This window comes from uncultured Pluralibacter sp. (assembly GCF_913775985.1).
Taxonomy (GTDB): domain Bacteria; phylum Pseudomonadota; class Gammaproteobacteria; order Enterobacterales; family Enterobacteriaceae; genus Pluralibacter.
Genome location: NZ_CAJYMB010000125.1, coordinates 13,003 through 36,748, shown reverse-complemented (window position 1 = coordinate 36,748; position 23,746 = coordinate 13,003). Strand labels below are relative to the sequence as shown.

24 protein-coding genes, 5 tRNA genes and 1 other RNA gene are annotated in these 23,746 nt (G+C 55.5%); 22 read left to right on the top strand and 8 right to left on the bottom strand.

The window, feature by feature from the left end; all coding sequences use genetic code 11:
• Window positions 1-37 precede the first annotated feature (37 nt).
• From sucC to QZ766_RS15190, 19 genes are all read left to right on the top strand, one after another.
• Window positions 38-1,204, top strand: coding sequence for an ADP-forming succinate--CoA ligase subunit beta (sucC, locus tag QZ766_RS15280; RefSeq protein WP_297203372.1), 1,167 nt, complete (start codon window positions 38-40; stop codon window positions 1,202-1,204).
• Window positions 1,204-2,073: a succinate--CoA ligase subunit alpha gene (sucD, locus tag QZ766_RS15275; protein ID WP_297203370.1), complete on the top strand. Its 870-nt coding sequence runs from the start codon at window positions 1,204-1,206 to the stop codon at window positions 2,071-2,073. The genes sucC and sucD overlap by 1 nt, the downstream gene beginning before the upstream one ends.
• 728 nt (window positions 2,074-2,801) lie before the next feature.
• Window positions 2,802-4,370 (top strand): cytochrome ubiquinol oxidase subunit I, encoded by a 1,569-nt coding sequence (gene cydA, locus QZ766_RS15270; protein WP_297203368.1) that lies wholly within the window; start codon window positions 2,802-2,804, stop codon window positions 4,368-4,370.
• Window positions 4,371-4,385: 15 nt separating this feature from the next.
• On the top strand, window positions 4,386-5,525 hold the full coding sequence (gene cydB / locus QZ766_RS15265) for a cytochrome d ubiquinol oxidase subunit II (RefSeq protein WP_297203367.1): 1,140 nt from the start codon (window positions 4,386-4,388) through the stop codon (window positions 5,523-5,525).
• 14 nt (window positions 5,526-5,539) lie between these two features.
• Window positions 5,540-5,647, top strand: coding sequence for a cytochrome bd-I oxidase subunit CydX (gene cydX, locus QZ766_RS15260; RefSeq protein ID WP_297203365.1), 108 nt, complete (start codon window positions 5,540-5,542; stop codon window positions 5,645-5,647).
• Window positions 5,647-5,940: a cyd operon protein YbgE gene (gene ybgE, locus QZ766_RS15255; protein WP_297203363.1), complete on the top strand. Its 294-nt coding sequence runs from the start codon at window positions 5,647-5,649 to the stop codon at window positions 5,938-5,940. Before cydX ends, ybgE begins: the two co-directional genes overlap by 1 nt.
• A gap of 149 nt (window positions 5,941-6,089) precedes the next feature.
• Complete coding sequence (ybgC, locus tag QZ766_RS15250; protein WP_297203361.1) at window positions 6,090-6,494, top strand: tol-pal system-associated acyl-CoA thioesterase; 405 nt, start codon at window positions 6,090-6,092, stop codon at window positions 6,492-6,494.
• Window positions 6,491-7,183: a Tol-Pal system protein TolQ gene (tolQ, locus tag QZ766_RS15245; RefSeq protein WP_297203360.1), complete on the top strand. Its 693-nt coding sequence runs from the start codon at window positions 6,491-6,493 to the stop codon at window positions 7,181-7,183. Before ybgC ends, tolQ begins: the two co-directional genes overlap by 4 nt.
• A gap of 3 nt (window positions 7,184-7,186) precedes the next feature.
• Window positions 7,187-7,615 (top strand): colicin uptake protein TolR, encoded by a 429-nt coding sequence (gene tolR / locus QZ766_RS15240; RefSeq protein WP_297203358.1) that lies wholly within the window; start codon window positions 7,187-7,189, stop codon window positions 7,613-7,615.
• Window positions 7,616-7,651: 36 nt separating this feature from the next.
• Window positions 7,652-9,070 carry a cell envelope integrity protein TolA gene (gene tolA, locus QZ766_RS15235; protein ID WP_297203356.1) on the top strand — a complete coding sequence of 473 codons (1,419 nt, stop codon included), beginning with the start codon at window positions 7,652-7,654 and terminating at the stop codon, window positions 9,068-9,070.
• A gap of 122 nt (window positions 9,071-9,192) precedes the next feature.
• A complete protein-coding gene (gene tolB, locus QZ766_RS15230; RefSeq protein ID WP_297203354.1) occupies window positions 9,193-10,485 on the top strand; it encodes a Tol-Pal system beta propeller repeat protein TolB in 1,293 nt (430 codons plus the stop codon).
• 34 nt (window positions 10,486-10,519) lie between these two features.
• Window positions 10,520-11,044: a peptidoglycan-associated lipoprotein Pal gene (pal, locus tag QZ766_RS15225; protein ID WP_297203353.1), complete on the top strand. Its 525-nt coding sequence runs from the start codon at window positions 10,520-10,522 to the stop codon at window positions 11,042-11,044.
• Window positions 11,045-11,053: 9 nt separating this feature from the next.
• Entirely contained in the window at window positions 11,054-11,836 is a 783-nt protein-coding gene (gene cpoB, locus QZ766_RS15220; RefSeq protein ID WP_297203351.1) for a cell division protein CpoB, read from the top strand.
• 164 nt (window positions 11,837-12,000) lie between these two features.
• A tRNA-Lys gene (locus QZ766_RS15215) sits at window positions 12,001-12,076 on the top strand.
• A 125-nt stretch (window positions 12,077-12,201) separates the two neighbouring features.
• Window positions 12,202-12,277 (top strand) — tRNA-Val (locus QZ766_RS15210).
• A 3-nt stretch (window positions 12,278-12,280) separates the two neighbouring features.
• A tRNA-Lys gene (locus QZ766_RS15205) sits at window positions 12,281-12,356 on the top strand.
• A 60-nt stretch (window positions 12,357-12,416) separates the two neighbouring features.
• Window positions 12,417-12,492 (top strand) — tRNA-Lys (locus QZ766_RS15200).
• A gap of 86 nt (window positions 12,493-12,578) precedes the next feature.
• Window positions 12,579-12,654 (top strand) — tRNA-Lys (locus QZ766_RS15195).
• A gap of 40 nt (window positions 12,655-12,694) precedes the next feature.
• Window positions 12,695-12,819, top strand: a non-coding RNA gene (locus tag QZ766_RS15190) — RtT sRNA.
• 51 nt (window positions 12,820-12,870) lie between these two features.
• Here the strand turns inward: QZ766_RS15190 and QZ766_RS15185 are convergent.
• Window positions 12,871-13,515 (bottom strand): DUF2268 domain-containing putative Zn-dependent protease, encoded by a 645-nt coding sequence (locus QZ766_RS15185; protein ID WP_297203349.1) that lies wholly within the window; start codon window positions 13,513-13,515, stop codon window positions 12,871-12,873.
• 202 nt (window positions 13,516-13,717) lie between these two features.
• On the opposite strand from QZ766_RS15185, the gene nadA reads away from it, so the two are divergent.
• Window positions 13,718-14,767, top strand: coding sequence for a quinolinate synthase NadA (gene nadA, locus QZ766_RS15180; RefSeq protein WP_297203347.1), 1,050 nt, complete (start codon window positions 13,718-13,720; stop codon window positions 14,765-14,767).
• Window positions 14,768-14,798: 31 nt separating this feature from the next.
• Entirely contained in the window at window positions 14,799-15,518 is a 720-nt protein-coding gene (gene pnuC / locus QZ766_RS15175) for a nicotinamide riboside transporter PnuC (protein WP_297203345.1), read from the top strand.
• On the opposite strand, the gene zitB is transcribed toward pnuC, so the two are convergent.
• Window positions 15,515-16,447, bottom strand: coding sequence for a CDF family zinc transporter ZitB (gene zitB, locus QZ766_RS15170; RefSeq protein ID WP_297203343.1), 933 nt, complete (start codon window positions 16,445-16,447; stop codon window positions 15,515-15,517). The genes pnuC and zitB overlap by 4 nt on opposite strands.
• Before the next feature lie 121 nt (window positions 16,448-16,568).
• Entirely contained in the window at window positions 16,569-16,922 is a 354-nt protein-coding gene (locus tag QZ766_RS15165) for a YbgS-like family protein (protein WP_297203341.1), read from the bottom strand.
• Window positions 16,923-17,244: 322 nt separating this feature from the next.
• On the opposite strand from QZ766_RS15165, the gene aroG reads away from it, so the two are divergent.
• Window positions 17,245-18,297: a 3-deoxy-7-phosphoheptulonate synthase AroG gene (aroG, locus tag QZ766_RS15160; protein WP_297203339.1), complete on the top strand. Its 1,053-nt coding sequence runs from the start codon at window positions 17,245-17,247 to the stop codon at window positions 18,295-18,297.
• Between the two features lie 57 nt (window positions 18,298-18,354).
• On the opposite strand, the gene gpmA is transcribed toward aroG, so the two are convergent.
• The 5 genes from gpmA to galE form a co-directional block, all read right to left on the bottom strand.
• Complete coding sequence (gene gpmA / locus QZ766_RS15155) at window positions 18,355-19,107, bottom strand: 2,3-diphosphoglycerate-dependent phosphoglycerate mutase (protein WP_297203337.1); 753 nt, start codon at window positions 19,105-19,107, stop codon at window positions 18,355-18,357.
• Between the two features lie 202 nt (window positions 19,108-19,309).
• Window positions 19,310-20,350, bottom strand: coding sequence for a galactose-1-epimerase (gene galM, locus QZ766_RS15150; protein WP_297203335.1), 1,041 nt, complete (start codon window positions 20,348-20,350; stop codon window positions 19,310-19,312).
• Window positions 20,344-21,492, bottom strand: a complete 1,149-nt coding sequence (gene galK, locus QZ766_RS15145) for a galactokinase (protein ID WP_297203333.1) — start codon at window positions 21,490-21,492, stop codon at window positions 20,344-20,346. Before galK ends, galM begins: the two co-directional genes overlap by 7 nt.
• A gap of 5 nt (window positions 21,493-21,497) precedes the next feature.
• The gene (gene galT / locus QZ766_RS15140) at window positions 21,498-22,544 is read right to left on the bottom strand and encodes a galactose-1-phosphate uridylyltransferase (protein WP_297203331.1); all 1,047 of its coding nucleotides are present in this window, start codon (window positions 22,542-22,544) and stop codon (window positions 21,498-21,500) included.
• Between the two features lie 9 nt (window positions 22,545-22,553).
• Window positions 22,554-23,570 (bottom strand): UDP-glucose 4-epimerase GalE, encoded by a 1,017-nt coding sequence (gene galE / locus QZ766_RS15135; RefSeq protein ID WP_297203329.1) that lies wholly within the window; start codon window positions 23,568-23,570, stop codon window positions 22,554-22,556.
• Window positions 23,571-23,746: the final 176 nt, after the last annotated feature.

The window sequence follows — 23,746 nt, the reverse complement described above, 5'->3', positions numbered from 1 at the left end:
AAAATGATAATGATTACCTGAAAAGTGGATAGAACGCATGAACTTACATGAATACCAGGCCAAACAGCTATTTGCCCGTTATGGTTTACCTGCACCGGTAGGCTATGCCTGCTCAACCCCGCGCGAAGCAGAAGAAGCCGCCTCTAAGATCGGCGCTGGCCCGTGGGTCGTGAAGTGCCAGGTTCACGCCGGCGGCCGCGGTAAAGCGGGCGGTGTGAAAGTGGTTAACAGTAAAGAAGAGATCCGCGCATTCGCTGAAAACTGGCTGGGTAAACGTCTGGTTACCTATCAAACAGATGCTAACGGTCAGCCGGTGAACCAGATTCTGGTTGAAGCCGCGACGGACATTGCTAAAGAGCTTTATCTCGGCGCGGTTGTCGATCGCAGCTCCCGCCGCGTGGTTTTCATGGCCTCTACTGAAGGCGGCGTTGAGATTGAAAAAGTGGCGGAAGAAACACCGCACCTGATTCACAAAGTAGCGCTGGATCCGCTGACCGGGCCGATGCCTTATCAGGGCCGCGAGCTGGCGTTCAAGCTTGGTCTGGAAGGCAAGCTGGTTCAGCAGTTCACCAAAATTTTCATGGGCCTGGCGACAATTTTCCTCGAGCGCGATCTGGCGCTGATTGAAATTAACCCGCTGGTTATCACTAAACAGGGCGATCTGATTTGCCTCGACGGCAAGCTGGGCGCAGACGGCAACGCGCTGTTCCGCCAGGCCGATCTGCGGGAAATGCGCGATCAGTCACAGGAAGATCCGCGTGAAGCGCAGGCCGCGCAGTGGGAGCTGAACTACGTTGCTCTTGATGGCAACATCGGCTGCATGGTAAACGGCGCGGGCCTGGCAATGGGTACGATGGACATTGTTAAGCTGCACGGCGGTGAACCGGCTAACTTCCTCGATGTCGGCGGTGGCGCGACCAAAGAGCGCGTTACCGAAGCATTCAAAATTATTCTCTCTGATGACAATGTTAAAGCCGTACTGGTTAACATCTTCGGCGGTATCGTACGCTGCGATCTGATCGCCGACGGCATTATCGGCGCAGTCGCCGAAGTGGGCGTTAACGTACCGGTCGTGGTTCGTCTCGAAGGGAACAACGCCGAACTGGGCGCGAAGAAACTGGCTGACAGCGGCCTGAATATTATTGCAGCGAAAAGTCTGACGGACGCAGCACAGCAGGTTGTTGCCGCAGTGGAGGGGAAATAATGTCAGTTTTAATTAATAAAGACACTAAGGTTATCTGCCAGGGCTTCACCGGAAGTCAGGGTACTTTCCACTCTGAACAGGCGATTGCTTACGGTACGCAGATGGTCGGCGGCGTTACGCCAGGCAAAGGCGGCACCACCCATCTCGGTCTGCCGGTATTCAACACTGTCCGTGAAGCCGTAGACGCAACTGGCGCGACAGCATCGGTTATCTACGTCCCGGCGCCGTTCTGCAAAGACTCCATTCTGGAAGCTATTGACGCCGGCATTAAGCTCATCATCACCATCACCGAAGGTATTCCGACGCTGGATATGCTGACCGTGAAGGTGAAGCTCGACGAAGCCGGCGTGCGCATGATTGGCCCGAACTGCCCGGGCGTTATTACACCGGGCGAGTGCAAAATCGGCATCATGCCGGGCCATATCCATAAGCCGGGTAAAGTGGGCATCGTATCCCGCTCCGGTACGCTGACCTATGAAGCCGTTAAGCAGACCACCGACTACGGCTTTGGCCAGTCTACCTGTGTGGGCATCGGCGGCGATCCGATCCCGGGTTCCAACTTCATCGACATCCTGAAGCTGTTCCAGGAAGATCCGCAGACTGAAGCGATTGTGATGATCGGCGAGATCGGCGGCAGCGCGGAAGAAGAAGCTGCGGCCTACATCAAAGAGCACGTCACTAAACCGGTTGTGGGATATATCGCGGGTGTTACCGCGCCGAAGGGCAAGCGTATGGGCCACGCGGGCGCCATCATCGCTGGCGGTAAAGGTACCGCGGATGAAAAATTTGCCGCACTGGAAGCCGCCGGTGTTAAAACCGTGCGCAGTCTTGCCGATATCGGTGACGCGCTGAAAGCTATCATTAAGTAAATCCTCTCGGCTCCTCGTAAGGGGGAGCATTCTGTGTTCGATTTCGACATGGTTGGCCGCTGAAAAAGCGGCCTTTTTTATTTAATGCATCCGATAAACACCTCCGGACACCTGCGTGCTATGCAAAGCCACCACGGTAAAACTACCGGTTTTTTGCCGTATTAGTTAATAAAGTGTGAATACGTGTTCTATACTTTCAGATCGGATAAATGACTTAATATTCAGCGCTGTCGCTGCCGCATATTTACAAAGTAAATTAAACTCACTTTCTCCTTTCAATTATCTCTAATTTGATAACCGTCAATATATTATCAAAAACATATCTCTAACATTTGGTTTACTAAAAACTCCTTAATGAACATTACGTTAACAATTGCAGATTAATTTGATTTAAAACAATACTCACTTTATGGAAAAGCGCCCCCAAAGGGGGTAAATTGTTCTGGATCAATTCCGCCTGCAGCAGCTGGTAGCGCGGTAGATTGATCGCAAACGTGAAACGTAAAACAGATTCAATAAAAACATGTTTATTGTAGGGTTTTTGCGGCGTAATATATTCACGGGATTAATTTGGTTTTTATTAACGCATTTGCAACTTTTGCTCATCACTGTTTGGGAATGGCAAACAGCGATGAGCAGGGAAGTAAATTAATTGGGTATTGGGGCATGCGTGTGAATCCTTAGGGATTTCACTCTCGGAGTCTTCATGCGATGAGCAAGGAGTCATAATGTTAGATATAGTCGAACTGTCGCGCTTACAGTTTGCCTTGACTGCGATGTACCACTTTATGTTTGTGCCACTAACGCTGGGTATGGCGTTTCTGCTGGCAATCATGGAAACGGTCTACGTCCTTTCTGGCAAACAGATTTATAAAGATATGACCAAGTTCTGGGGTAAGTTGTTTGGTATCAACTTTGCTCTGGGCGTGGCTACCGGTCTGACCATGGAGTTCCAGTTTGGTACCAACTGGTCCTACTATTCTCACTATGTAGGAGACATCTTCGGTGCTCCACTAGCCATTGAAGGTCTGATGGCCTTCTTCCTCGAATCCACTTTTGTAGGTCTGTTCTTCTTCGGCTGGGATCGTCTGGGTAAAGTTCAGCATATGGCTGTTACCTGGCTTGTCGCTTTGGGCTCTAACCTCTCAGCACTGTGGATTCTGGTAGCGAACGGCTGGATGCAGAACCCTATCGCATCTGACTTTAACTTCGAAACCATGCGCATGGAGATGGTGAGCTTCTCCGAACTGGTGCTTAACCCGGTTGCCCAGGTGAAATTTGTTCACACTGTGGCGGCAGGTTACTGCACCGGTGCCATGTTCATCCTCGGTATCAGCGCATACTACATGCTGCGCAATCGCGACTTCGCTTTCGCTAAACGCTCTTTCGCCATCGCTGCAAGCTTCGGTATGGCGGCGGTGCTGTCAGTTATCGTGCTGGGTGATGAATCCGGATACGAAATGGGCGACGTGCAGAAGACCAAGCTGGCCGCGATTGAAGCCGAATGGGAAACGCAGCCTGCACCGGCCTCATTTACGCTGTTCGGCATTCCGGACCAGGATGCGCAGGAAAACCATTTCTCCATTCAGATTCCTTACGCGCTGGGCCTGATTGCGACTCGCTCCGTGGATAAGCAGGTCACAGGTCTTAAAGAGCTGATGTCCCAGCATGAAGAGCGTATTCGTAACGGTATGAAGGCGTACAAGCTGCTTGAAGAGCTGCGTGCAGGCTCGACAGATGCTACCGTGCGCAACGAGTTCAACGCCGTGAAGAAAGATCTCGGCTACGGGCTGCTGCTCAAGCGCTATACCGCGAACGTTTCTGATGCGACCGATGCTCAGATTCAGCAGGCGACTAAAGATTCAATTCCGCGCGTTCTGCCGCTGTACTTTGCATTCCGCCTGATGGTGGCCTGCGGTGTCCTGATGCTGCTCATTATCGCGCTCTCCTTCTGGAGCGTTATTCGCAACCGCGTCGGCTCTAAAAAATGGCTGCTGCGCGCCTGCCTGTACGGCATTCCGCTGCCGTGGCTGGCCGTTGAGTCAGGCTGGTTTGTCGCCGAGTACGGCCGTCAGCCGTGGGCTATTGGTGAAGTTCTGCCAACGGCAGTAGCAAACTCTTCGCTGACCGCAGGGGACCTGATCTTCTCGATGGTGCTGATCTGCGGCCTGTATACGCTGTTCCTGGTAGCCGAGTTGTATCTGATGTTCAAGTTTGCGCGCCTCGGGCCCAGCAGCCTGAAAACAGGTCGCTACCACTATGAGCAGTCCACCGTGGCTACTCAGCCGGCACGCTAAGACAGGAGTCGTCAAATGATCGATTATGAAGTATTGCGTTTTATCTGGTGGCTGCTGATAGGCATTCTGCTGATTGGCTTTGCCGTCGCTGACGGTTTCGATATGGGGGTGGGCATGCTCACCCGCGTACTTGGCCGCACGGACACCGAACGTCGAATTATGATCAACTCCATCGCCCCGCACTGGGATGGAAACCAGGTATGGCTCATCACAGCCGGCGGCGCGCTCTTCGCCGCATGGCCGATGGTTTACGCAGCGGCTTTCTCCGGCTTCTACGTGGCGATGATTCTGGTACTGGCGTCTCTCTTTTTCCGTCCGGTGGGCTTCGACTACCGTTCGAAAATTGAAGACACCCGCTGGCGTAACATGTGGGACTGGGGCATCTTTGTGGGCAGCTTCGTTCCGCCGCTGGTCATTGGCGTTGCTTTCGGCAACCTGCTGCAGGGCGTTCCGTTCCACATTGATGAATACCTGCGCCTGTACTATACCGGTAACTTCTTCCAGCTGCTGAATCCGTTTGGCCTGCTGGCGGGTATTGTGAGTGTTGGGATGATCCTGACTCAGGGCGCAACCTATCTGCAGATGCGTACCGTGGGTGAGCTGCACCTGCGCGTCCGCGCTACCTCGCAGATTGCCGCGCTGGTTACGCTGGTGTGCTTCGCGCTGGCGGGCGTCTGGGTTTACTACGGCATTGATGGTTACGTTGTTAAGTCCGCGCTGAACCACGCTGCCGCGTCTAACCCGCTGCCTAAAGAAGTGGTGCGTGAAGCCGGCGCATGGATGGTCAACTTCAACAATGCGCCTGTGCTGTGGATTATCCCTGCTCTGGGCGTGGTGCTACCGCTGCTGACTATTGTGATGTCGCGTGCCAACAAAGGTGCATGGGCATTTTTATTCTCATCCCTGACGCTGGCCTGCATCATCCTGACTGCCGGGATCGCCATGTTCCCGTTCATCATGCCGTCAAGCACGATGTTGAATGCCAGCCTGACCATGTGGGATGCGACGTCCAGCCAGCTGACGCTGAATCTGATGACCTATGTTGCGGCGGTGTTTGTACCGATCATCCTGATTTACACCACCTGGTGTTACTGGAAAATGTTCGGGCGCATCACCAAAGAGCATATTGAAAGCAACTCTACCTCTCTGTACTAAGTAAGGAGCTACGTATGTGGTATTTCGCATGGATTTTAGGAACGCTCCTTGCCTGTGCATTTGGCGTCATCACCGCGCTGGCGCTGGAGCATGTTGAAGCTGGGCAGCCAGAAGATCGCTGATGAATAAATTTATCGCAGGCATTTATGCGGTAATGGATAAGGGCCCGTTAAGGGCCCTTTCCTTGCTGATGGCGCTCGTGCTGGCGGGATGCATTTTTTGGGACCCGTCCCGCTTTGCCGCCAAAACCAGCAGCCTTGAGATCTGGCATGGCTTTTTGATCATGTGGGCAGTGTGCTCGGGCGCGATCCACGGCGTGGGCTTTCGTCCGAAATCCGTTCTCTGGCAGGGGGTATTTTGCCCGCTGCTGGCCGATCTGGTGCTGGTTTGTGGGCTGATATTTTTCTGGTCCTGACTAAGAATCCTCCTTTAAATCTATGGGTCCGTCCGGGCCCATAAATATTTTACTCTCCCTTTACTTTCCCCCATTCCCAAGCAACTTTGCCGCGCGTATAGTAGCGAAGTTTGAAAGAACTCATATTTATTGTATTACCGGGATGTAAAGTGAATACAACGCTGTTTCGATGGCCGGTGCGTGTCTACTACGAAGATACTGATGCCGGTGGCGTGGTCTACCACGCCAGCTATGTCGCTTTCTATGAAAGAGCACGCACTGAGATGCTGCGCCACCATCACTTTAGTCAGCAAGCGCTGTTGGCTGAACGGGTTGCGTTTGTGGTGCGTAAAATGACGCTGGACTATCATGCACCTGCCAGGCTGGACGACATGCTCGAAGTGCAGACAGAAATCACAGCGGTGCGCGGTACTTCACTGATCTTTACGCAGCAAATCGTCAATGCCGAAAATAAGGTACTTAATCAGGCTGAAGTGCTGATTGTGTGCGTTGATCCACTCTTAATGAAGCCTCGTGCGCTTCCCAAGTCTATTGTCGCGGAGTTCAAGCAGTGACTGACATGAATATCCTTGATTTGTTCCTGAAGGCAAGCCTTCTGGTTAAACTTATCATGCTGATTTTAATTGGTTTTTCCATTGCGTCCTGGGCTATCATTATCCAGAGAACGCGCATACTTAACTCTGCCACGCGCGAAGCTGAAGCTTTCGAGGACAAATTCTGGTCTGGTATCGAGCTTTCTCGCCTCTATCAGGAAAGTCAGGGCCGCCGGGATACACTCTCAGGCTCAGAGCAGATTTTTTACAGCGGCTTTAAGGAATTTGCTCGCTTGCACCGGGCTAACAGCCACGCGCCGGAGGCGATTATCGAAGGCGCTTCACGTGCGATGCGCATTTCCATGAATCGCGAACTGGAAAATCTCGAAACCCACATTCCCTTCCTCGGCACCGTCGGCTCCATCAGTCCTTATATCGGTCTGTTTGGCACGGTGTGGGGGATTATGCACGCCTTTATCGCGCTTGGTGCGGTGAAACAGGCGACGCTGCAGATGGTGGCTCCGGGGATCGCGGAAGCGCTGATCGCTACCGCTATCGGTCTGTTTGCCGCAATTCCTGCCGTTATGGCCTACAACCGCCTCAATCAGCGCGTGAACAAGCTGGAACTGAATTACGATAACTTCACGGAAGAGTTTACCGCGATTCTGCACCGCCAGGCGTTTACCATTAGCGAAAGCAACAAGGGGTAAGCCATGGCCAGAGCACGTGGACGCGGGCGGCGGGAGCTTAAGTCCGAAATCAATATCGTTCCGCTGCTGGATGTGTTGCTGGTGCTGCTGCTGATCTTTATGGCAACGGCGCCAATTATTACCCAGAGCGTAGAGGTAGACCTGCCGGATGCTAACGAGACTCAGGCCGTCAGCACTAATGACGATCCGCCGGTCATTGTTGAAGTCTCCGGCGTCGGTCAGTACAGCGTCAACGTTGGCCAGGACAAAATGTCGCAGCTGCCGCCTGAACAGGTAATCGCTGAAGCGCAGCGCCACATGCAGGCCAATCCGAAAACGGTCTTTCTGATCGGCGGCGCCAAAGACGTGCCTTACGATGAAATCATTAAAGCGCTGAACCTGCTGCACAGCGCGGGCGTGAAATCTGTTGGTCTGATGACCAAACCGATCTAACCCGGCAAGCAGGCTGGCAGTTTTTGGGAACCGAGAGTGTCAAAGGCAACCGAACAAAACGACAAGCTTAAACGCGCGATCATCATTTCAGTTGTGCTGCACATCATTTTGATTGCATTGCTGATCTGGAGCTCGTTTGACGAGCATATTGATGCATCGGCGGGTGGGGGCGGAGGCTCGTCTATCGACGCCGTGATGGTCGATCCGGGCGCCGTTGTTGAGAATTACAATCGCCAGCAAAATCAGCCCTCCAGCGCTAAGCGCGCCGAAGAGCAGCGCGAGAAACAGGCTCAGCAGCAGGCGAAAGAGCTGCGTGAAAAAGAGGCGGCTGAAGAGCGGCAGAAACAGGCTGAACAAGAAAAACTAAAAGAGCAGGAAGCGGCGAAGCAGGCGCAAGAACAGCAGAAGCAGGCAGAGGCGGAAGCAAAAGCTAAAGCCGCTGCAGATGCGAAAGCGCAGGCTCAGGCAGAGGCGAAAGCCAAAGCCGAAGCCGATGCAAAAGCGCAGGCCCAGGCCGAGGCGAAAGCCAAAGCAGAAGCCGATGCAAAAGCACAGGCTGAGGCCGAGGCAAAAGCGCAGGCGACAGCCGAAGCGAAAGCGAAAGCACAGGCGGATGCTAAAGCAGCAGCAGAGGCCGCGAAGAAAGCCGCCGCTGACGCCCAGAAGAAAGCAGACGCCGAAGCGGCTAAAGCTGCCGCAGATGCTCAGAAAAAAGCAGAAGCAGACGCGGCCAGGGCCGCAGCGGATGCTCAGAAAAAGGCGGAAGCGAAGGCCGCTAAAGCAGCAGCCGAAGCCGAGAAGAAAGCCGAAGCTGAGGCAGCTAAGAAAGCCGAACAGGCCGCAGAGAAAAAAGCGGCTGCCGAAGCAGCGAAACAGGCTGCCGCAGAAAAAGCCGCCGCTGAAGCTGCAGAGAAAGCAGCTGCTAAAAAAGCGGCAGCAGAAAAGGCTGCGGCCGAAAAAGCGGCTGCCGCCAAAAAAGCCGCTGCTGAAAAAGCTGCCACCGCAAAAGCCGCAGCGGCCAAAGCTGCAGCAGCGAAGAAAGCGGCCGAATCAAAAGAGGCCTCTGGCGTAGACGATCTGCTTGGGGATCTGAGCTCAGGTAAGAATGCACCGAAAACGGGCGGTGGCGCGAAGGGAAATAATGCATCCGCTGCAGGAAGCGGTAACACTAAAAATAATGGCGCGTCAGGTGCTGATATCAGCAACTATGCGGGACAGATTAAAACTGCAATAGAAAGCCGCTTTTACGATGCGTCTTCCTATGCCGGGAAAGTGTGCACGCTACGTATTAAACTTAAACCGGATGGTACGTTAGCCAGCATTCAGTCTGAAGGAGGCGATCCGGCTCTTTGTACGGCTGCACTGGCCGCTGCGAGGCAGGCTCGCTTTCCTAAACCACCTTCCCAGGCGGTTTATGAAGTGTTTAAAAATGCACCGCTGGACTTCAAACCCTAAGATATTGCTCTCCAGGTCACGCTGGTAGAGCGGGTCGCAGAGTTTCAATAGTCGTGTATATTTGAGTTTGTTAATATTCTGCTAAATTATCGCAGGCTTGCAGCCTGGATAAGGGAGATGAGATGAAGCAGGCATTACGAGTCTTTTTTAGTTTTTTCATACTGTGGGCAGCGGCGCTGCATGCAGAAGTACGTATCGAGATCACCCAGGGGGTGGACTCGGCACGCCCTATCGGCGTTGTTCCGTTCAAATGGGCAGGACAGGGCGCTGCACCTGCTGATATCGGCGGCATCGTGGCGGCAGATTTGCGCAACAGCGGCAAATTCAATCCGCTCGACGCCTCTCGCCTGCCGCAGCAGCCGGCAAGCGCGCAGGAAGTTCAGCCTGCGGCATGGTCCGCGCTCGGTATTGATGCCGTAGTCGTTGGCCAGGTAACGCCGAACCCGGATGGCTCCTACACCGTTGCCTACCAGCTGGTAGACACCGGCGGCGCGCCGGGTACCGTGCTGGCGCAAAACTCCTACAAAGTGAACAAGCAGTGGCTGCGCTATGCCGGCCATACCGCCAGCGACGAAGTGTTCCAGAAGCTGACCGGTATCAAAGGTGCTTTCCGCACCCGTATTGCCTACGTAGTGCAGACCAACGGCGGCCAGTTCCCGTATGAGCTGCGCGTGTCTGATTACGATGGCTACAACCAGTTTGTGGTTAAGCGCTCTTCACAGCCGCTGATGTCACCGGCGTGGTCTCCGGATGCTTCTAAGCTCGCCTATGTAAGCTTTGAAAGTGGTCGTTCGGCGCTGGTTGTCCAGACACTGGCCAATGGCGCCGTACGCCAGATTGCTTCTTTCCCGCGCCACAACGGCGCACCGGCATTCTCTCCTGACGGCACTAAACTGGCATTTGCCCTGTCTAAAACTGGCAGCCTGAACCTGTACGTGATGGACCTGGCTTCTGGTCAGATACGTCAGGTGACCGACGGCCGCAGCAACAACACCGAGCCGAGCTGGTTCCCGGACAGCCAGAATCTGGCCTTCACCTCCGATCAGGCCGGTCGTCCTCAGGTGTATAAAGTCAATATCAACGGCGGTACTCCGCAGCGCATTACCTGGGAAGGTTCTCAGAACCAGGATTCTGACGTGAGCTCCGACGGTAAATTGCTGGTAATGGTCAGCTCGGCTAACGGCCAGCAGCACATTGCCAAACAAGATCTGGCTGGAGGTGGCGTGCAGGTTCTGACGTCAACGCAGCTGGATGAAACGCCGAGTCTGGCACCCAACGGCACCATGGTTATCTACAGCTCTTCTCAGGGGATGGGATCCGTGCTGAATCTGGTTTCTACAGATGGGCGTTTCAAAGCGCGTCTTCCGGCAACTGATGGACAGGTAAAATCACCTGCCTGGTCGCCGTATCTGTAATAATAATTAATTGAATATTATAGGAATCAAAGAAATGCAACTGAACAAAGTGCTGAAAGGACTGATGATCGCTCTGCCGGTTATGGCCATCGCAGCGTGTTCTTCTAACAAAAATGCCAGCAACGACCAGAGCGGTGAGGGCATGATGGGTGCCGGTACAGGTATGGATGCTAACGGCAACGGCGGCAACATGTCTTCTGAAGAGCAGGCGCGCCTGCAGATGCAGCAGCTGCAGCAGAACAACATCGTTTACTTCGGCCTCGATAAGTACGATGTCAGCTCTGAATTCGCCGCTATGCTGGACGCGCACGCTAACTTCCTGCGCAGCAACCCGTCTTACAAAGTGACTGTAGAAGGTCACGCGGATGAGCGCGGTACGCCGGAATACAACATCGCCCTGGGCGAGCGTCGAGCTAACGCCGTTAAGATGTACCTGCAGGGTAAAGGCGTATCTGCTGACCAGATCTCCATCGTTTCCTACGGTAAAGAAAAACCTGCCGTACTGGGCCACGACGAAGCTGCTTACGCTAAAAACCGTCGCGCAGTACTGGTTTACTAAGAGAATTACATGAGCAGTAACTTCAGACATCATCTGTTGAGTCTGTCGTTACTGGTTGGCATAGCGGCCCCCTGGGCCGCTTTTGCTCAGGCGCCAATCAGTAGTGTCGGCTCAGGCTCGGTCGAAGACCGCGTCACTCAACTTGAGCGTATCTCCAACGCTCACAGCCAGCTTTTAACCCAACTTCAGCAGCAGCTACAGGACAATCAATCTGATATTGACTCGTTACGCGGTCAGATTCAGGAGAACCAGTATCAGCTCAATCAGGCCGTTGAACGCCAGAAGCAGATCCAGACACAGCTTGACGGCATGAGCAGCGGCAGCGCCGCACAGCCAGCCGCGTCAGGCGATCAAAACGCCGCAGCCACATCCTCGACGGCTGCCGGCGCTGCCGCCTCTGGTGCGCCTGCGCTAACTGGAGATGCTAATACGGACTACAACGCGGCTATCGCGCTGGTAAAAGATAGAGCTCGCCAGGACGACGCTCTGGCAGCATTTCAGAACTTCGTCAAAAAATATCCGGATTCAACGTACCAGCCAAATGCCAACTACTGGCTCGGACAGCTGAATTACAACAAGGGTAAGAAAGACGATGCAGCGTATTATTTTGCCTTTGTGGTGAAAAAGTACCCAAAATCACCGAAAGCTGCTGACTCAATGTTTAAAGTTGGCGTCATCATGCAGGACAAGGGCGATAAAGATAAAGCTAAAGCAGTTTATCAGCAGGTTATCACTAAATATCCCGGCACCGACGGCGCGAAACAGTCGCAAAAACGACTCAATGCTCTCTAATGCATACGGTATGACCTGAAACCGCATCAATTCTGGTCATGCCGCATGATTCCTAAGCAGTTAAACCGCTTTATCAAAATATGTGTTGCGCTGAAATCTTAAATCAGTAATATATGCCGCCGTTGCCAAGGGATATCAAACATCCTGAAAGCAGCGAAAAAAGTGGGTCGTTAGCTCAGTTGGTAGAGCAGTTGACTTTTAATCAATTGGTCGCAGGTTCGAATCCTGCACGACCCACCAATCGTTTTGTGGACGGCGATTGTAAAACGTGAAGGATAACGCTGCACAGCAGCGGCCCGTAGGGCAAGGCATAGCCGAGTCATCCTGCACGACCCACCACTAAAAGCAGTATCCAGCGCAGTATCGGGTGATTAGCTCAGCTGGGAGAGCACCTCCCTTACAAGGAGGGGGTCGGCGGTTCGATCCCGTCATCACCCACCACTCGGGTCGTTAGCTCAGTTGGTAGAGCAGTTGACTTTTAATCAATTGGTCGCAGGTTCGAATCCTGCACGACCCACCATCGCTTGATGAAATTCATCAATGCTCTGGTGCCGAGTAAAAATTCAGGTAGTACCCGAGCGGGTCGTTAGCTCAGTTGGTAGAGCAGTTGACTTTTAATCAATTGGTCGCAGGTTCGAATCCTGCACGACCCACCATCGCTTAATGCGTAGTGATGGTAAAACGTGAAGGATAACGTTGCGAAGCAGCAGCCTGAATTGTAGTAAATGCAGTATCCCATAAGGGGTCGTTAGCTCAGTTGGTAGAGCAGTTGACTTTTAATCAATTGGTCGCAGGTTCGAATCCTGCACGACCCACCAATTCAGAAAAAAGCGCCTTTTGGCGTTTTTTTCGTTTTATGCGCGGCGCGAAAAGTGCAGGATGAGAACCTGCGCAGGTTCGGGTCGAACGTAGTGAGACAACGGAGCCGCCTGCGGCGACGACCCGAAGGGTGAGCGAAGCGAGTCATCCTGCACGACCCACCAGTGTAAAAAGGCGCCCTAAAGGCGCCTTTTTGCTATCCGCCAATCGCACTCTCACATCCGCTGCAGATATTCACGAAACGCCCCGGCATCCGCATCAGCCAACGATGATGGCTTATGGTCAGGATTTTGCAAAAGATACTCCGCGACCAGATTGAAGCCCACCGAATAGCCCAGCCATCGCGGCAGCGCGCCTGCGCCAAAGAACCATTCCGCGTGGCTGTAATTGCGGCTCTCCCACTGCGCGTCAACCGCGGCGAGAGAGTTGTGAACCAGACCAGCATCAAGCGCTTCCCAGGGTTCTGGGGCACCGCCTGCGGCTTCAAGCACAAACTGCCCGGCGAGCCCCTCAGATACTATTACCTCGCCCAGCGAGAAGCCGTATCCCGGCCCGTTCCAGCGGGCGGCGTGGTGCAGTTCATGCAGAAATAGTCTGCCGAGCGTATTTTCAGGCTGGAACCGCAGCGCGGCGGAGTCGGGATCGAGCGTGATATAGATAACATTTGCCTCAGGCGTAAAAGCTCCAACCCCCTTCTCAGGGATCGTCTGCGTTCCGCTTTTGATGACAATATCAATAGCCGGCAGCGTCAGCAGCGGTGCGGCTGTATACCACGCTTCTTGCAGGCAGGAGGTGATCCATACCTTGTGCGGCGTCAGCGTCTCGCGCGCGTTAAGAAAATGGAGAGCAGGTGTGGTCATCGCGATGTCTCGTCGTATGCGGGCCGTTAACGCTATCACTTCCTGTTCGCGCAATCAGCAACTCATCTCCCCCGAATTAAAAATGCACGACAGCAGAAGCAAAATTGGCTATCTTGTTTAGTATAAAAAACAAATATGACCCATGAAGCGCCTGGTAAGGCGTTTTACCGGCGGGAATGTTAAGTCAGAGAAACGAGATGCGATGATGAGCATACAATTCGATCCTGAGAGCGCAATCTATCCCTTTCCACCCAAGCCGCTGCCGCTGGGCCTGGATGAAAAGCAGTTCTATCGTGAAAAAATCAAGCGCCTGCTGAAAGAGCGCGACGCGGTGATGGTTGCCCACTATTACACCGATCCGGAAATCCAGCAGCTGGCGGAAGAGACGGGCGGCTGCATTTCGGACTCGCTGGAGATGGCACGCTTCGGCGCACGCCATCCGGCCTCCACGCTGCTGGTGGCCGGGGTGCGCTTTATGGGCGAAACCGCGAAAATTCTCAGTCCGGAAAAGCGTATTTTGATGCCCACCCTGAACGCCGAGTGCTCCCTCGATCTCGGCTGTCCGGCAGAGGCATTTAGCGCCTTTTGCGACAGCCACCCGGACAGAACCGTTGTGGTGTATGCCAACACCTCAGCGGCAGTAAAAGCCCGCGCGGACTGGGTGGTCACCTCCAGCATCGCCGTTGAGCTGATTGAACATCTCGATAGCCTCGGCGAAAAAATACTTTGGGCCCCGGACCGCCATCTGGGCCGCTACGTGCAAAAGCAAACCGGCGCAGATGTGCTGTGCTGGCAGGGCGCCTGTATTGTTCACGACGAATTTAAAATCCAGGCACTGATGCGCATGCGAGGGCTCTACGCCGACGCTGCCATACTGGTGCATCCGGAGTCGCCGCAGGCAATTGTCGATATGGCCGATGCCGTTGGCTCTACCAGCCAGCTTATCGCTGCGGCTAAAAGCCTTCCCCAGCGGCGTCTGATCGTCGCCACAGACCGGGGCATTTTTTATAAGATGCAGCAGGCGGTGCCCGAGAAAGAGCTGCTGGCCGCGCCAACCGCGGGCGAGGGTGCAACCTGCCGCACCTGCGCCCACTGCCCGTGGATGGCGATGAACGGCCTGGAAGCCATCGCCCGCGGTCTGGAGCACGGCGGCGCGGAGCATGAAATTCACGTTGATGCAGGATTGCGCGAGGGCGCGCTCAGGCCGCTGAACCGGATGCTGGATTTTGCAGCTACACTTCGACGAGACTAACCCCAACGTCCCGCATTTAACCGGAGATAAAATGGACTTCTTCAGCACGCAAAACATACTGGTACACATTCCTCTCGGCGCGGGAGGTTATGATCTGTCGTGGATAGAGGCCGTCGGCACCGTCGCCGGCCTGCTCTGCATCTGGCTGGCCAGCCTTGAGAAAATCAGCAACTACGCCTTCGGCCTGATCAACGTCACGCTATTCGCCATCATCTTCTTTCAGATCCAGCTGTACGCCAGCCTGCTGTTGCAGCTCTTTTTCTTTGTCGCGAATGTTTACGGCTGGTACGCCTGGTCGCGCCAGAGCGGTGAAAATCAGGCCACGCTGCAGATCCGCTGGCTGCCGCTGCCCAGAGCGCTGGCGTGGCTTGCGGCCTGCGCGGTCGCGATTGGATTGATGACGCGCTTTATCGACCCGGTATTTGGCGCGCTGACCCGCGTCGCCGTAAACCTGATGCAGGGGCTGGGACTCAACGTCACCATGCCGCAGCTGCAGCCTGACGCTTTTCCGTTCTGGGATTCCTGCATGATGGTGCTTTCTGTCGTGGCGATGATCCTGATGACTCGCAAATACGTGGAGAACTGGCTGCTGTGGGTTGTCATCAACGTAATCAGCGTGACCATCTTCGCGCTGCAGGGCGTTTATGCGATGGCGCTGGAGTATGTCCTGCTGACGTTTATTGCCTTAAACGGCTGTCGAATGTGGATCAACAGCGCCCGGACGCGAGGCTCCCGGGCGCTCGCACGCTAGTGATGATGATGGTGATGGGCGTGCCCGGACTCTACGCTGTTAATGTTGCAGTCCGGACCGCTGCAGGGCTGATACTCCATCTGCACCGTGGCGTGAGCGATATGGTAGCGGTCTTCAAGAAAGTGGTGAATTTTATCGAGCATCCCGTCATGATCGTGCGGCGGAATGACCTGAACGTGCAGGGTCATCATCGGCTTTTCACCCACCTGCCAGACGTGAACGTGGTGCACGTCACGCACTTCCGGGATCTCACGGCGTATTTCACGCTTCAGCGCGGCAACATCTACCGAGCCGGGCGCACCTTCCAGCAGCTCGTTGACGCTCTCCTTCAGCAGGCTCCAGGCGCTGCGCAGCACCAGGCAGGACACCAGCACTGACAGAATCGGGTCGATTGGCGTCCAGCCGGTCAGCAAAATAATCACTGCGGCGACAATCGCGCCCACCGATCCCAGCAAATCTCCCATCACGTGCAGAGCGGCCGCGCGCACGTTGAGATTTTTCTCTTCGCTGCCGCGGTGCAGGATCCAGAATGAAAGCAGGTTGGCCACCAGACCGGCGACGGCGATAACCATCATGGTGCTGCCGGCGACGGGCTGAGGCGTGCGAAAGCGCTGAATGGCCTCCCAGACGATAAGCACCGTAATAAGCACCAGCGCAATCGCGTTAATAAACGCGGCAAGCGTGGTGAGACGCAGCCAGCCGAAAGTGTGTCGTGCGTTCGGTGGTCGACGGGCGAAATGCACCGCCAGCAGGGCAAAAAGCAGCGCGGCGGCGTCAGTGAGCATGTGGCCGGCATCGGCCAGTAGCGCCAGTGAACCAGAAATAAGCCCGCCGATAACTTCAACAACCATAAAGCCGGCGGTAATGAGGAATGCCAGCAGCAGGCGGCGGCTGTTGCCGCCTTCGGCCGGAGCGTGAGAGTGAGCCATACTCGTTCCCTGTGAAGAGTTAAATTCAAACCCTTACATCATTGCAGATCCGGGAGCGTTATGCAGAAAAAATAAAGGAGAGCGGGGCTCTCCTTGTAATAGGTGCTGCCAGTCGAAGAGATTACTGCGAGGTGCCGTCGGTTTTGGTATTTGCATCATTATTGACGCCGTTACCCGTTTGCATCTTCTTATTGATGTCGGGACATTTGCCGTCTTTGCACATCGTGTTTTTGTGGATCTCGTCTTTGGTCATGTCGCCAGCGGAGCTGGTGGGATGCTTAGTGCCGTTGCCGGACTGGGTATTGATATCGTTGCCGTCAACGCCATTAGGCGCGATGTTTTGCTTGGCATCAGGCGCAACCTGACCCGCATTGGCGGCCGCATTCGCCTGCCCGGTGTTAGAGGCCAGTGCTGCACCGCTCACTGCTGTGAGCGTTGCCGTCAGGAAAAGCGCCGCGAGTGGATTCATTTTCATTGTCATGCTCCTGGGTATTGTTGGGTGACGAACTACTTAACTTTATAAAGCGCGGCATTGCCTGACAAACAGGCAATAAGCCGCCATCAATATTGCAGGATGCGCATATCGCAGGCTGTAATATTGCTTATCTAATAAAAAGCAGTGCTTTGAATTAAAAATTGTAGTCCAGATCTCTCCCGGCGCTACATTCTGGCACTTTTAAGGCTATTTCCAGGAATAATCCAGATGAAGTGTAAAATCCGGTTTACACTTCAGTTTTGCCAAGATAGATTGAAGGGATTGCACTTCACTGGATAAATATGGCAAAGCTGGAAAGAACATGAATTATCAGAATGACGACCTACGCATCAAACAAATCAATGAACTTCTGCCTCCTGTTGCACTTCTCGAAAAGTTTCCCGCGACCGAAAACGCTGCTAACACCGTTGCCCACGCCCGTAAAGCGATCCACCAGATCCTCAAAGGTCAGGACGATCGTCTGCTGGTGGTGATTGGTCCGTGCTCGATTCACGATCCGGCCGCTGCAAAAGAGTACGCCGCTCGCCTTGCACCGTTGCGTGAAGCGCTGAAAGGCGAGCTGGAAATCGTCATGCGCGTCTATTTCGAAAAGCCGCGTACCACCGTAGGCTGGAAGGGATTGATTAACGATCCGCACATGGACAACAGCTTCCAGATTAACGACGGCCTGCGCATTGCCCGCAAACTGCTGCTGGAAATCAACGACGGCGGCCTGCCGGCGGCAGGGGAGTTTCTGGATATGATCACCCCGCAGTATGTTGCCGATCTGATGAGCTGGGGCGCCATCGGCGCGCGCACCACCGAGTCGCAGGTGCACCGCGAGCTGGCCTCCGGCCTCTCCTGCCCGGTAGGCTTCAAGAACGGTACCGACGGCACCATTAAAGTGGCGATTGATGCCATCAATGCCGCGGGCGCGCCGCACTGCTTCCTCTCGGTCACCAAGTGGGGCCATTCCGCTATCGTTAACACCAGCGGCAACGGCGACTGCCACATCATTTTGCGCGGCGGCAAAGAGCCGAACTACAGCGCGCACCACGTGGCGATGGTCAAAGAGGGCCTGCACAAGGCCGGACTGCCGGCGCAGGTGATGATTGATTTCAGCCACGCCAACTCAAGCAAGCAGTTTAAAAAGCAGATGGATGTTGCCGCGGACGTCTGCGGGCAGATTGCTGCCGGCGAAAAGGCCATTACCGGCGTGATGATTGAGAGCCACCTCGTCGAAGGCAGTCAAAACCTCGAGCCCGGTAAAACGCTGGTTTACGGCCAGAGCGTGACTGACGGTTGCATTGGCTGGGAAGATACTGACGCGGTGCTGCGCCAGCTGGCGAATGCGGTTAAGGCCCGGCGCGGCTAGCGGCAGACAGAAAAAAAGCGTGGAATTTTCCACGCTTTTTTTTCGCCTGCGGCAGGATTATTTGGCTTTACCCTGGTTCGCGACGGCGGCGGCTTTCGCTGCGATCTCGTCGGCGTTACCCAGGTAGTAGTGCTTAATAGGTTTGAAGTTCTCGTCGAACTCGTACACCAGCGGCACGCCGGTCGGGATGTTCAGTTCGAGGATCTCGTCTTCGCTCATGTGATCCAGATATTTAACCAGCGCGCGCAGGGAGTTGCCGTGCGCGGCAACGATCACGCGCTCGCCGCTTTTCAGGCGCGGCAGGATGGTTTCGTTCCAGTACGGGACCACGCGGTCGATACAGATAGCCAGACTTTCGGTGACCGGCAGCTCTTTCTCAGTCAGCTTCGCGTAGCGCGGATCGTGACCCGGATAACGTTCGTCATCTTTGGTCAGCTCCGGCGGCGTTACGGCAAAGCCGCGGCGCCACTGCTTAACCTGCTCGTCGCCGTATTTTTCGGCGGTTTCCGCTTTGTTCAGACCCTGCAGGGCACCGTAGTGGCGCTCGTTCAGCTTCCAGGATTTCTCCACCGGCAGCCAGGCCTGATCCAGCTCGTCGAGGACGTTCCACAACGTGTGGATGGCACGTTTCAGCACAGAGGTATAAGCAAAGTCGAAGCTAAAGCCTTCAGCCTTCAGCAGCTTGCCCGCCGCCTTTGCTTCGCTCACGCCTTTCTCGGACAGGTCAACGTCGTACCAACCGGTGAAGCGGTTTTCATTGTTCCACTGGCTTTCGCCGTGGCGAACCAGTACCAGCTTAGTTACTGCCATCTTATTCTCCTGAATTACTTCAATGATAACAATTATCATTATATTGCTGCGGTTATGCCGCAGGCAACGCTAATCCCTAACCATAGCGAAAATAGCGGCGCAGCGTAAGGCGCTTGTGAACGCACCATTGTGTTTTTGTTAGCAACTGGCGCTATTTTCGACACCAGGGCGAAAAAAAACCCTCATCCGAGGGCCTTGATACTTACTGCGGCAAAAACTGATAGCGGGTAACGCTGTAGTACGTTTCACCGGGCTGGAGAATGCAGCTCGGCTGCGGCCATTCGGGATGGTTGGGGCTGTCGGGCAAAAACTCGCTCTCCAGCGCCAGCCCCTGCCAGTCGGCGTAGGGCTCGTCTCCCCGGGAGGGGGTGCCTGCAAGATAGTTGCCGGAGTAAAACTGCAGCGCCGGAGCAGAGGTAAAAACCTTCATTGCAAGTTTTCCATCGTCCGACCACACCTGCGCCGCGGCGCGGGTTGCGTCCCCCTGCGCGTCCAGTAGCCAGGCGTGATCGTAGCCTTTGGTTTTACGCTGATCGTCGTCGCTGAGAAATTCGGCAGCGATCGCTTTGGGCTGGCGAAAGTCAAAGCTCGTGCCGTCCACTGCCTTCAGCCCGGCGCGGGGAATGCCTGCTTCATCCACCGGTAAATACTGCCCGGCGGCGATATGCAGGCGGTGCTCGCGCACGTCGCTCTGCTTGTCGTTGAGATTAAAATAGGCGTGGTTGGTCAGATTAACCGGGCAGGCTTTATCCACCTCAGCACGATATTCAATGCTGAGAGTGTTGTCGTCGCTCAGGTGAAAACGCGCGGTAGCGCGCAGGCTGCCGGGGTAGCCCTGGTCGCCGTCGTCGGACTCCAGCGAAAACAGTACGCTGTCATCGTTGTGATTTTCGATTTTCCAGCGGCGCTTGTCGAATCCCTCGGGGCCGCCGTGCAGCTGGTTCACCCCTTGGCTCGGAGCCAGCGCATACTGCTCGCCGTTCAAATCAAAGCGGCTGCCGGCGATGCGGTTCGCGTAGCGGCCAATGGATGCGCCAAGAAACGAGGTTTGCTGTGGATACTGCTCCGGACTGGCGCAGCCGAGCAGCGCTTCACGTACCGAGCCGTCGGCCAGCGGCACGCGGGCGGAGAGCAGGGTGGCGCCCCAGTCCATTACGCAGAGCAGCATACCGCCGCGGTTGCGCAGCGTCACCACGCGGAAAGGCTGCCCGTCCGGCGCGAGAGTTGGCGTTTCGTTTAGCACTGTCCGGCTCCCTGTGATGCTTTACACACGTAAAACGTCTCTTTAATGCCGGTCTTCGCTTCATACTGCGCGGCGACGGCTTCCCGGACTGAATCGACTTTCTCTTCCGGCACCAGCGCCACGATACAGCCGCCGAAGCCGCCGCCGGTCATGCGCACGCCGCCTTCGTCTCCGATAACGGCTTTGACAATTTCTACCAGAGTATCAATCTGCGGCACGGTAATTTCGAAATCGTCGCGCATTGACGCGTGGGAAGCCGCCATCAGCTCGCCCATGCGTTTCAGATCGCCTTTTTCCAGCGCCGACGCGGCTTCCAGCGTGCGTTCATTTTCAGTCAGAATGTGGCGTACCCGTTTGGCCACCACCGGATCCAGCTCGCCGGCGACGGCATTAAACTCCGCCAGCGTCACGTCGCGCAGGGCGGGCTGCTGGAAGAAGCGGGCACCGGTTTCGCACTGCTCCCGGCGGGTATTGTATTCGCTGCCCACCAGCGTGCGCTTAAAGTTGCTGTTGATGATAACCACCGCCGCACCTTTCGGCATGGAGACGGCTTTCGTGCCCAGCGAGCGGCAATCGATCAGCAGGGCGCTGTCTTTTTTGCCCAACGCGGAAATCAGCTGATCCATGATGCCGCAGTTACAGCCGACGAACTGGTTTTCAGCTTCCTGACCGTTGAGGGCGATTTGCGCCCCGTCCAGCGGCAGGTGATACAGCTGCTGGAATACCGTGCCAACGGCCACTTCCAGCGAGGCAGACGAGCTGAGCCCGGCGCCCTGGGGCACGTTGCCGCTGATAACCATATCCACGCCGCCAAACTTGTCGCTGCGTTTTTGCAGATGTTTCACCACGCCGCGCACGTAGTTCGACCACTGCTGGCTGTGGTGGGTGACAATGGGGGCGTCGAGAGAAAACTCGTCTGTCTGGTTATCATAATCGGCGGCCAGCACGCGCACGGTGCGATCCTCGCGCGGCGCGCAGGCGATAACGGTTTGGTAGTCGATAGCGCAGGGCAGGACGAAGCCGTCATTGTAATCAGTGTGCTCACCGATGAGGTTAACGCGGCCCGGGGCCTGAATCGCGTGGGTCGCAGGGTAGCCAAATTTTTCAGCAAACAGGGACTGGGTGTTCTCTTTCAGACTCATTTTTTTTATTCTCCGGATTCGCGAAAATGGACGTCGCTCAGGGCGCGTAGCCGCTCGGCGGCCTGCTCGGCGGTGAGGTCACGCTGGGTTTCTGCCAGCATTTCATAGCCGACCATAAACTTGCGGACCGTCGCGGAGCGCAGCAGCGGTGGATAAAAGTGTGCGTGCAGCTGCCAGTGCTGATTCTCCTCGCCGTTAAACGGCGCGCCGTGCCAGCCCATCGAATAGGGGAAAGAGCACTGGAACAGGTTGTCGTAGCGGCTGGTGAGCTTTTTCAGCGCCAGCGCCAGATCGCGGCGCTGGTCGTCGGTTAAATCGGTGATGCGCAGCACGTGAACTTTCGGCAGCAGAAGAGTTTCAAACGGCCACGCAGCCCAGTAGGGTACCACCGCCAGCCAGTGTTCGGTTTCCACCACCGTGCGGCTGCCGTCCGCCAGCTCGCGCTGAACGTAGTCCACCAGCATCGGTGAGCCCTGTTCGGCGAAGTACGCCTGCTGGAGGCGGTCTTCCCGTTCGATTTCGTTCGGCAGGAAGCTGTTGGCCCATACCTGGCCGTGGGGATGCGGGTTAGAGCATCCCATCGCCGCGCCTTTGTTTTCAAACACCTGCACCCAGGGATAGTCGGCGCCCAGCTCGGCGGTCTGCTGCTGCCAGGTGCTGACAATCTCCTCCAGCGCCCCGAGGCTTAGCTCTGGCAGGGTTTTGCTGTGATCCGGCGAAAAGCAGATAACCCGGCTGGTACCGCGGGCGCTCTGGCAGCGCATCAGCGGATCGTTACTTTCCGGCGCGTCCGGCGTATCCGTCATCAGCGCGGCAAAGTCATTGGTAAAGACGTAGGTGCCGGTGTACTGCGGGTTCTTATCCCCGGTGACCCGGGTATTGCCCGGGCACAGGAAGCAGTCGGGATCGTAAGAGGGCAGCGTCTGGGGAGAGGGTGTCTCCTGCGCCCCCTGCCAGGGGCGCTTTGCGCGGTGCGGCGATACCAAAATCCACTGTCCCGTCAGTGGATTATAGCGGCGGTGCGGATGATCCACGGGATTGAATTGAGTCATGACAAATCCTTAATCCGGATAGCCCTGCGGGTGGCGCGACTGCCAGTGCCAGGTGTCCTGGGCCATTTCGTCAAGATTGCGGGTGACGCGCCAGTTAAGTTCGCGATCGGCTTTGCTCGCATCGGCCCAGTAGGCGGGCAGATCGCCATCGCGGCGCGGGGCGAAGTGGTAGCTGACCGGCTTACCGCAGGCTTTGCTGAAGGCGTTAACCACGTCGAGCACGCTGCTGCCAACGCCCGCGCCGAGGTTATAAATATGCACGCCCGGTTTGGCCGCCAGTTTTTCCATCGCGGTAACGTGGCCGTCCGCCAAATCCATCACGTGGATGTAGTCGCGCACGCCGGTGCCGTCTTCGGTGGGGTAGTCGTTGCCAAAAATCGCCAGCGAGTCGCGGCGGCCCACGGCCACCTGGGCAATATACGGCATCAGGTTATTCGGGATACCCTGCGGATCTTCTCCCATATCTCCCGACGGGTGCGCGCCGACCGGGTTAAAGTAGCGCAGCAGAGCGATGCTCCACTCCGGCTGGGCTTTCTGCAGATCGGCAAGGATCTGCTCAACCATCAGCTTGCTTTTGCCGTACGGGCTCTGCGGGGTGCCGGTAGGGAAGCTTTCAACATAAGGAATTTTGGGCTGGTCGCCGTACACGGTGGCCGATGAGCTAAAGATGAAATTTTTAACGCCGGCGGTACGCATGGCGGATACCAGACGCAGGGTGCCGTTAACGTTATTATCATAATACTCCAGCGGCTTGGCGACGGATTCTCCTACCGCTTTCAGCCCGGCGAAGTGAATCACGGTTTCGATAGCGTGCTCGCGCAGCACGTCCGTCATCAGAGCTTCATTGCGGATATCGCCTTCCACGAAGGCGGGCTTTTTGCCGCTGAGGCGCTCGATAACCGGCAGCACGCTGCGCTTGCTGTTGCACAGGTTATCGAAAATGATCACCTCGTGACCCTGTTTCAACAGCTGTACGCAGGTATGACTTCCAATGTAACCGCTACCACCTGTAACCAGTACTCTCATTATTCGCTCCATCAGGCATATGATATGTGATAAAGCTAGCATAACAGAGAACTGAAAAGTGTGACATGGCGCAGAGTTGTGTAATCGCTTACACTGGCTTTTTATCGCCGCTTCGCTGGAGATTATCTCGCTAAAACAAGCACTAAGTTTTCCTGTGCAGCATTCTGAAAACGGGA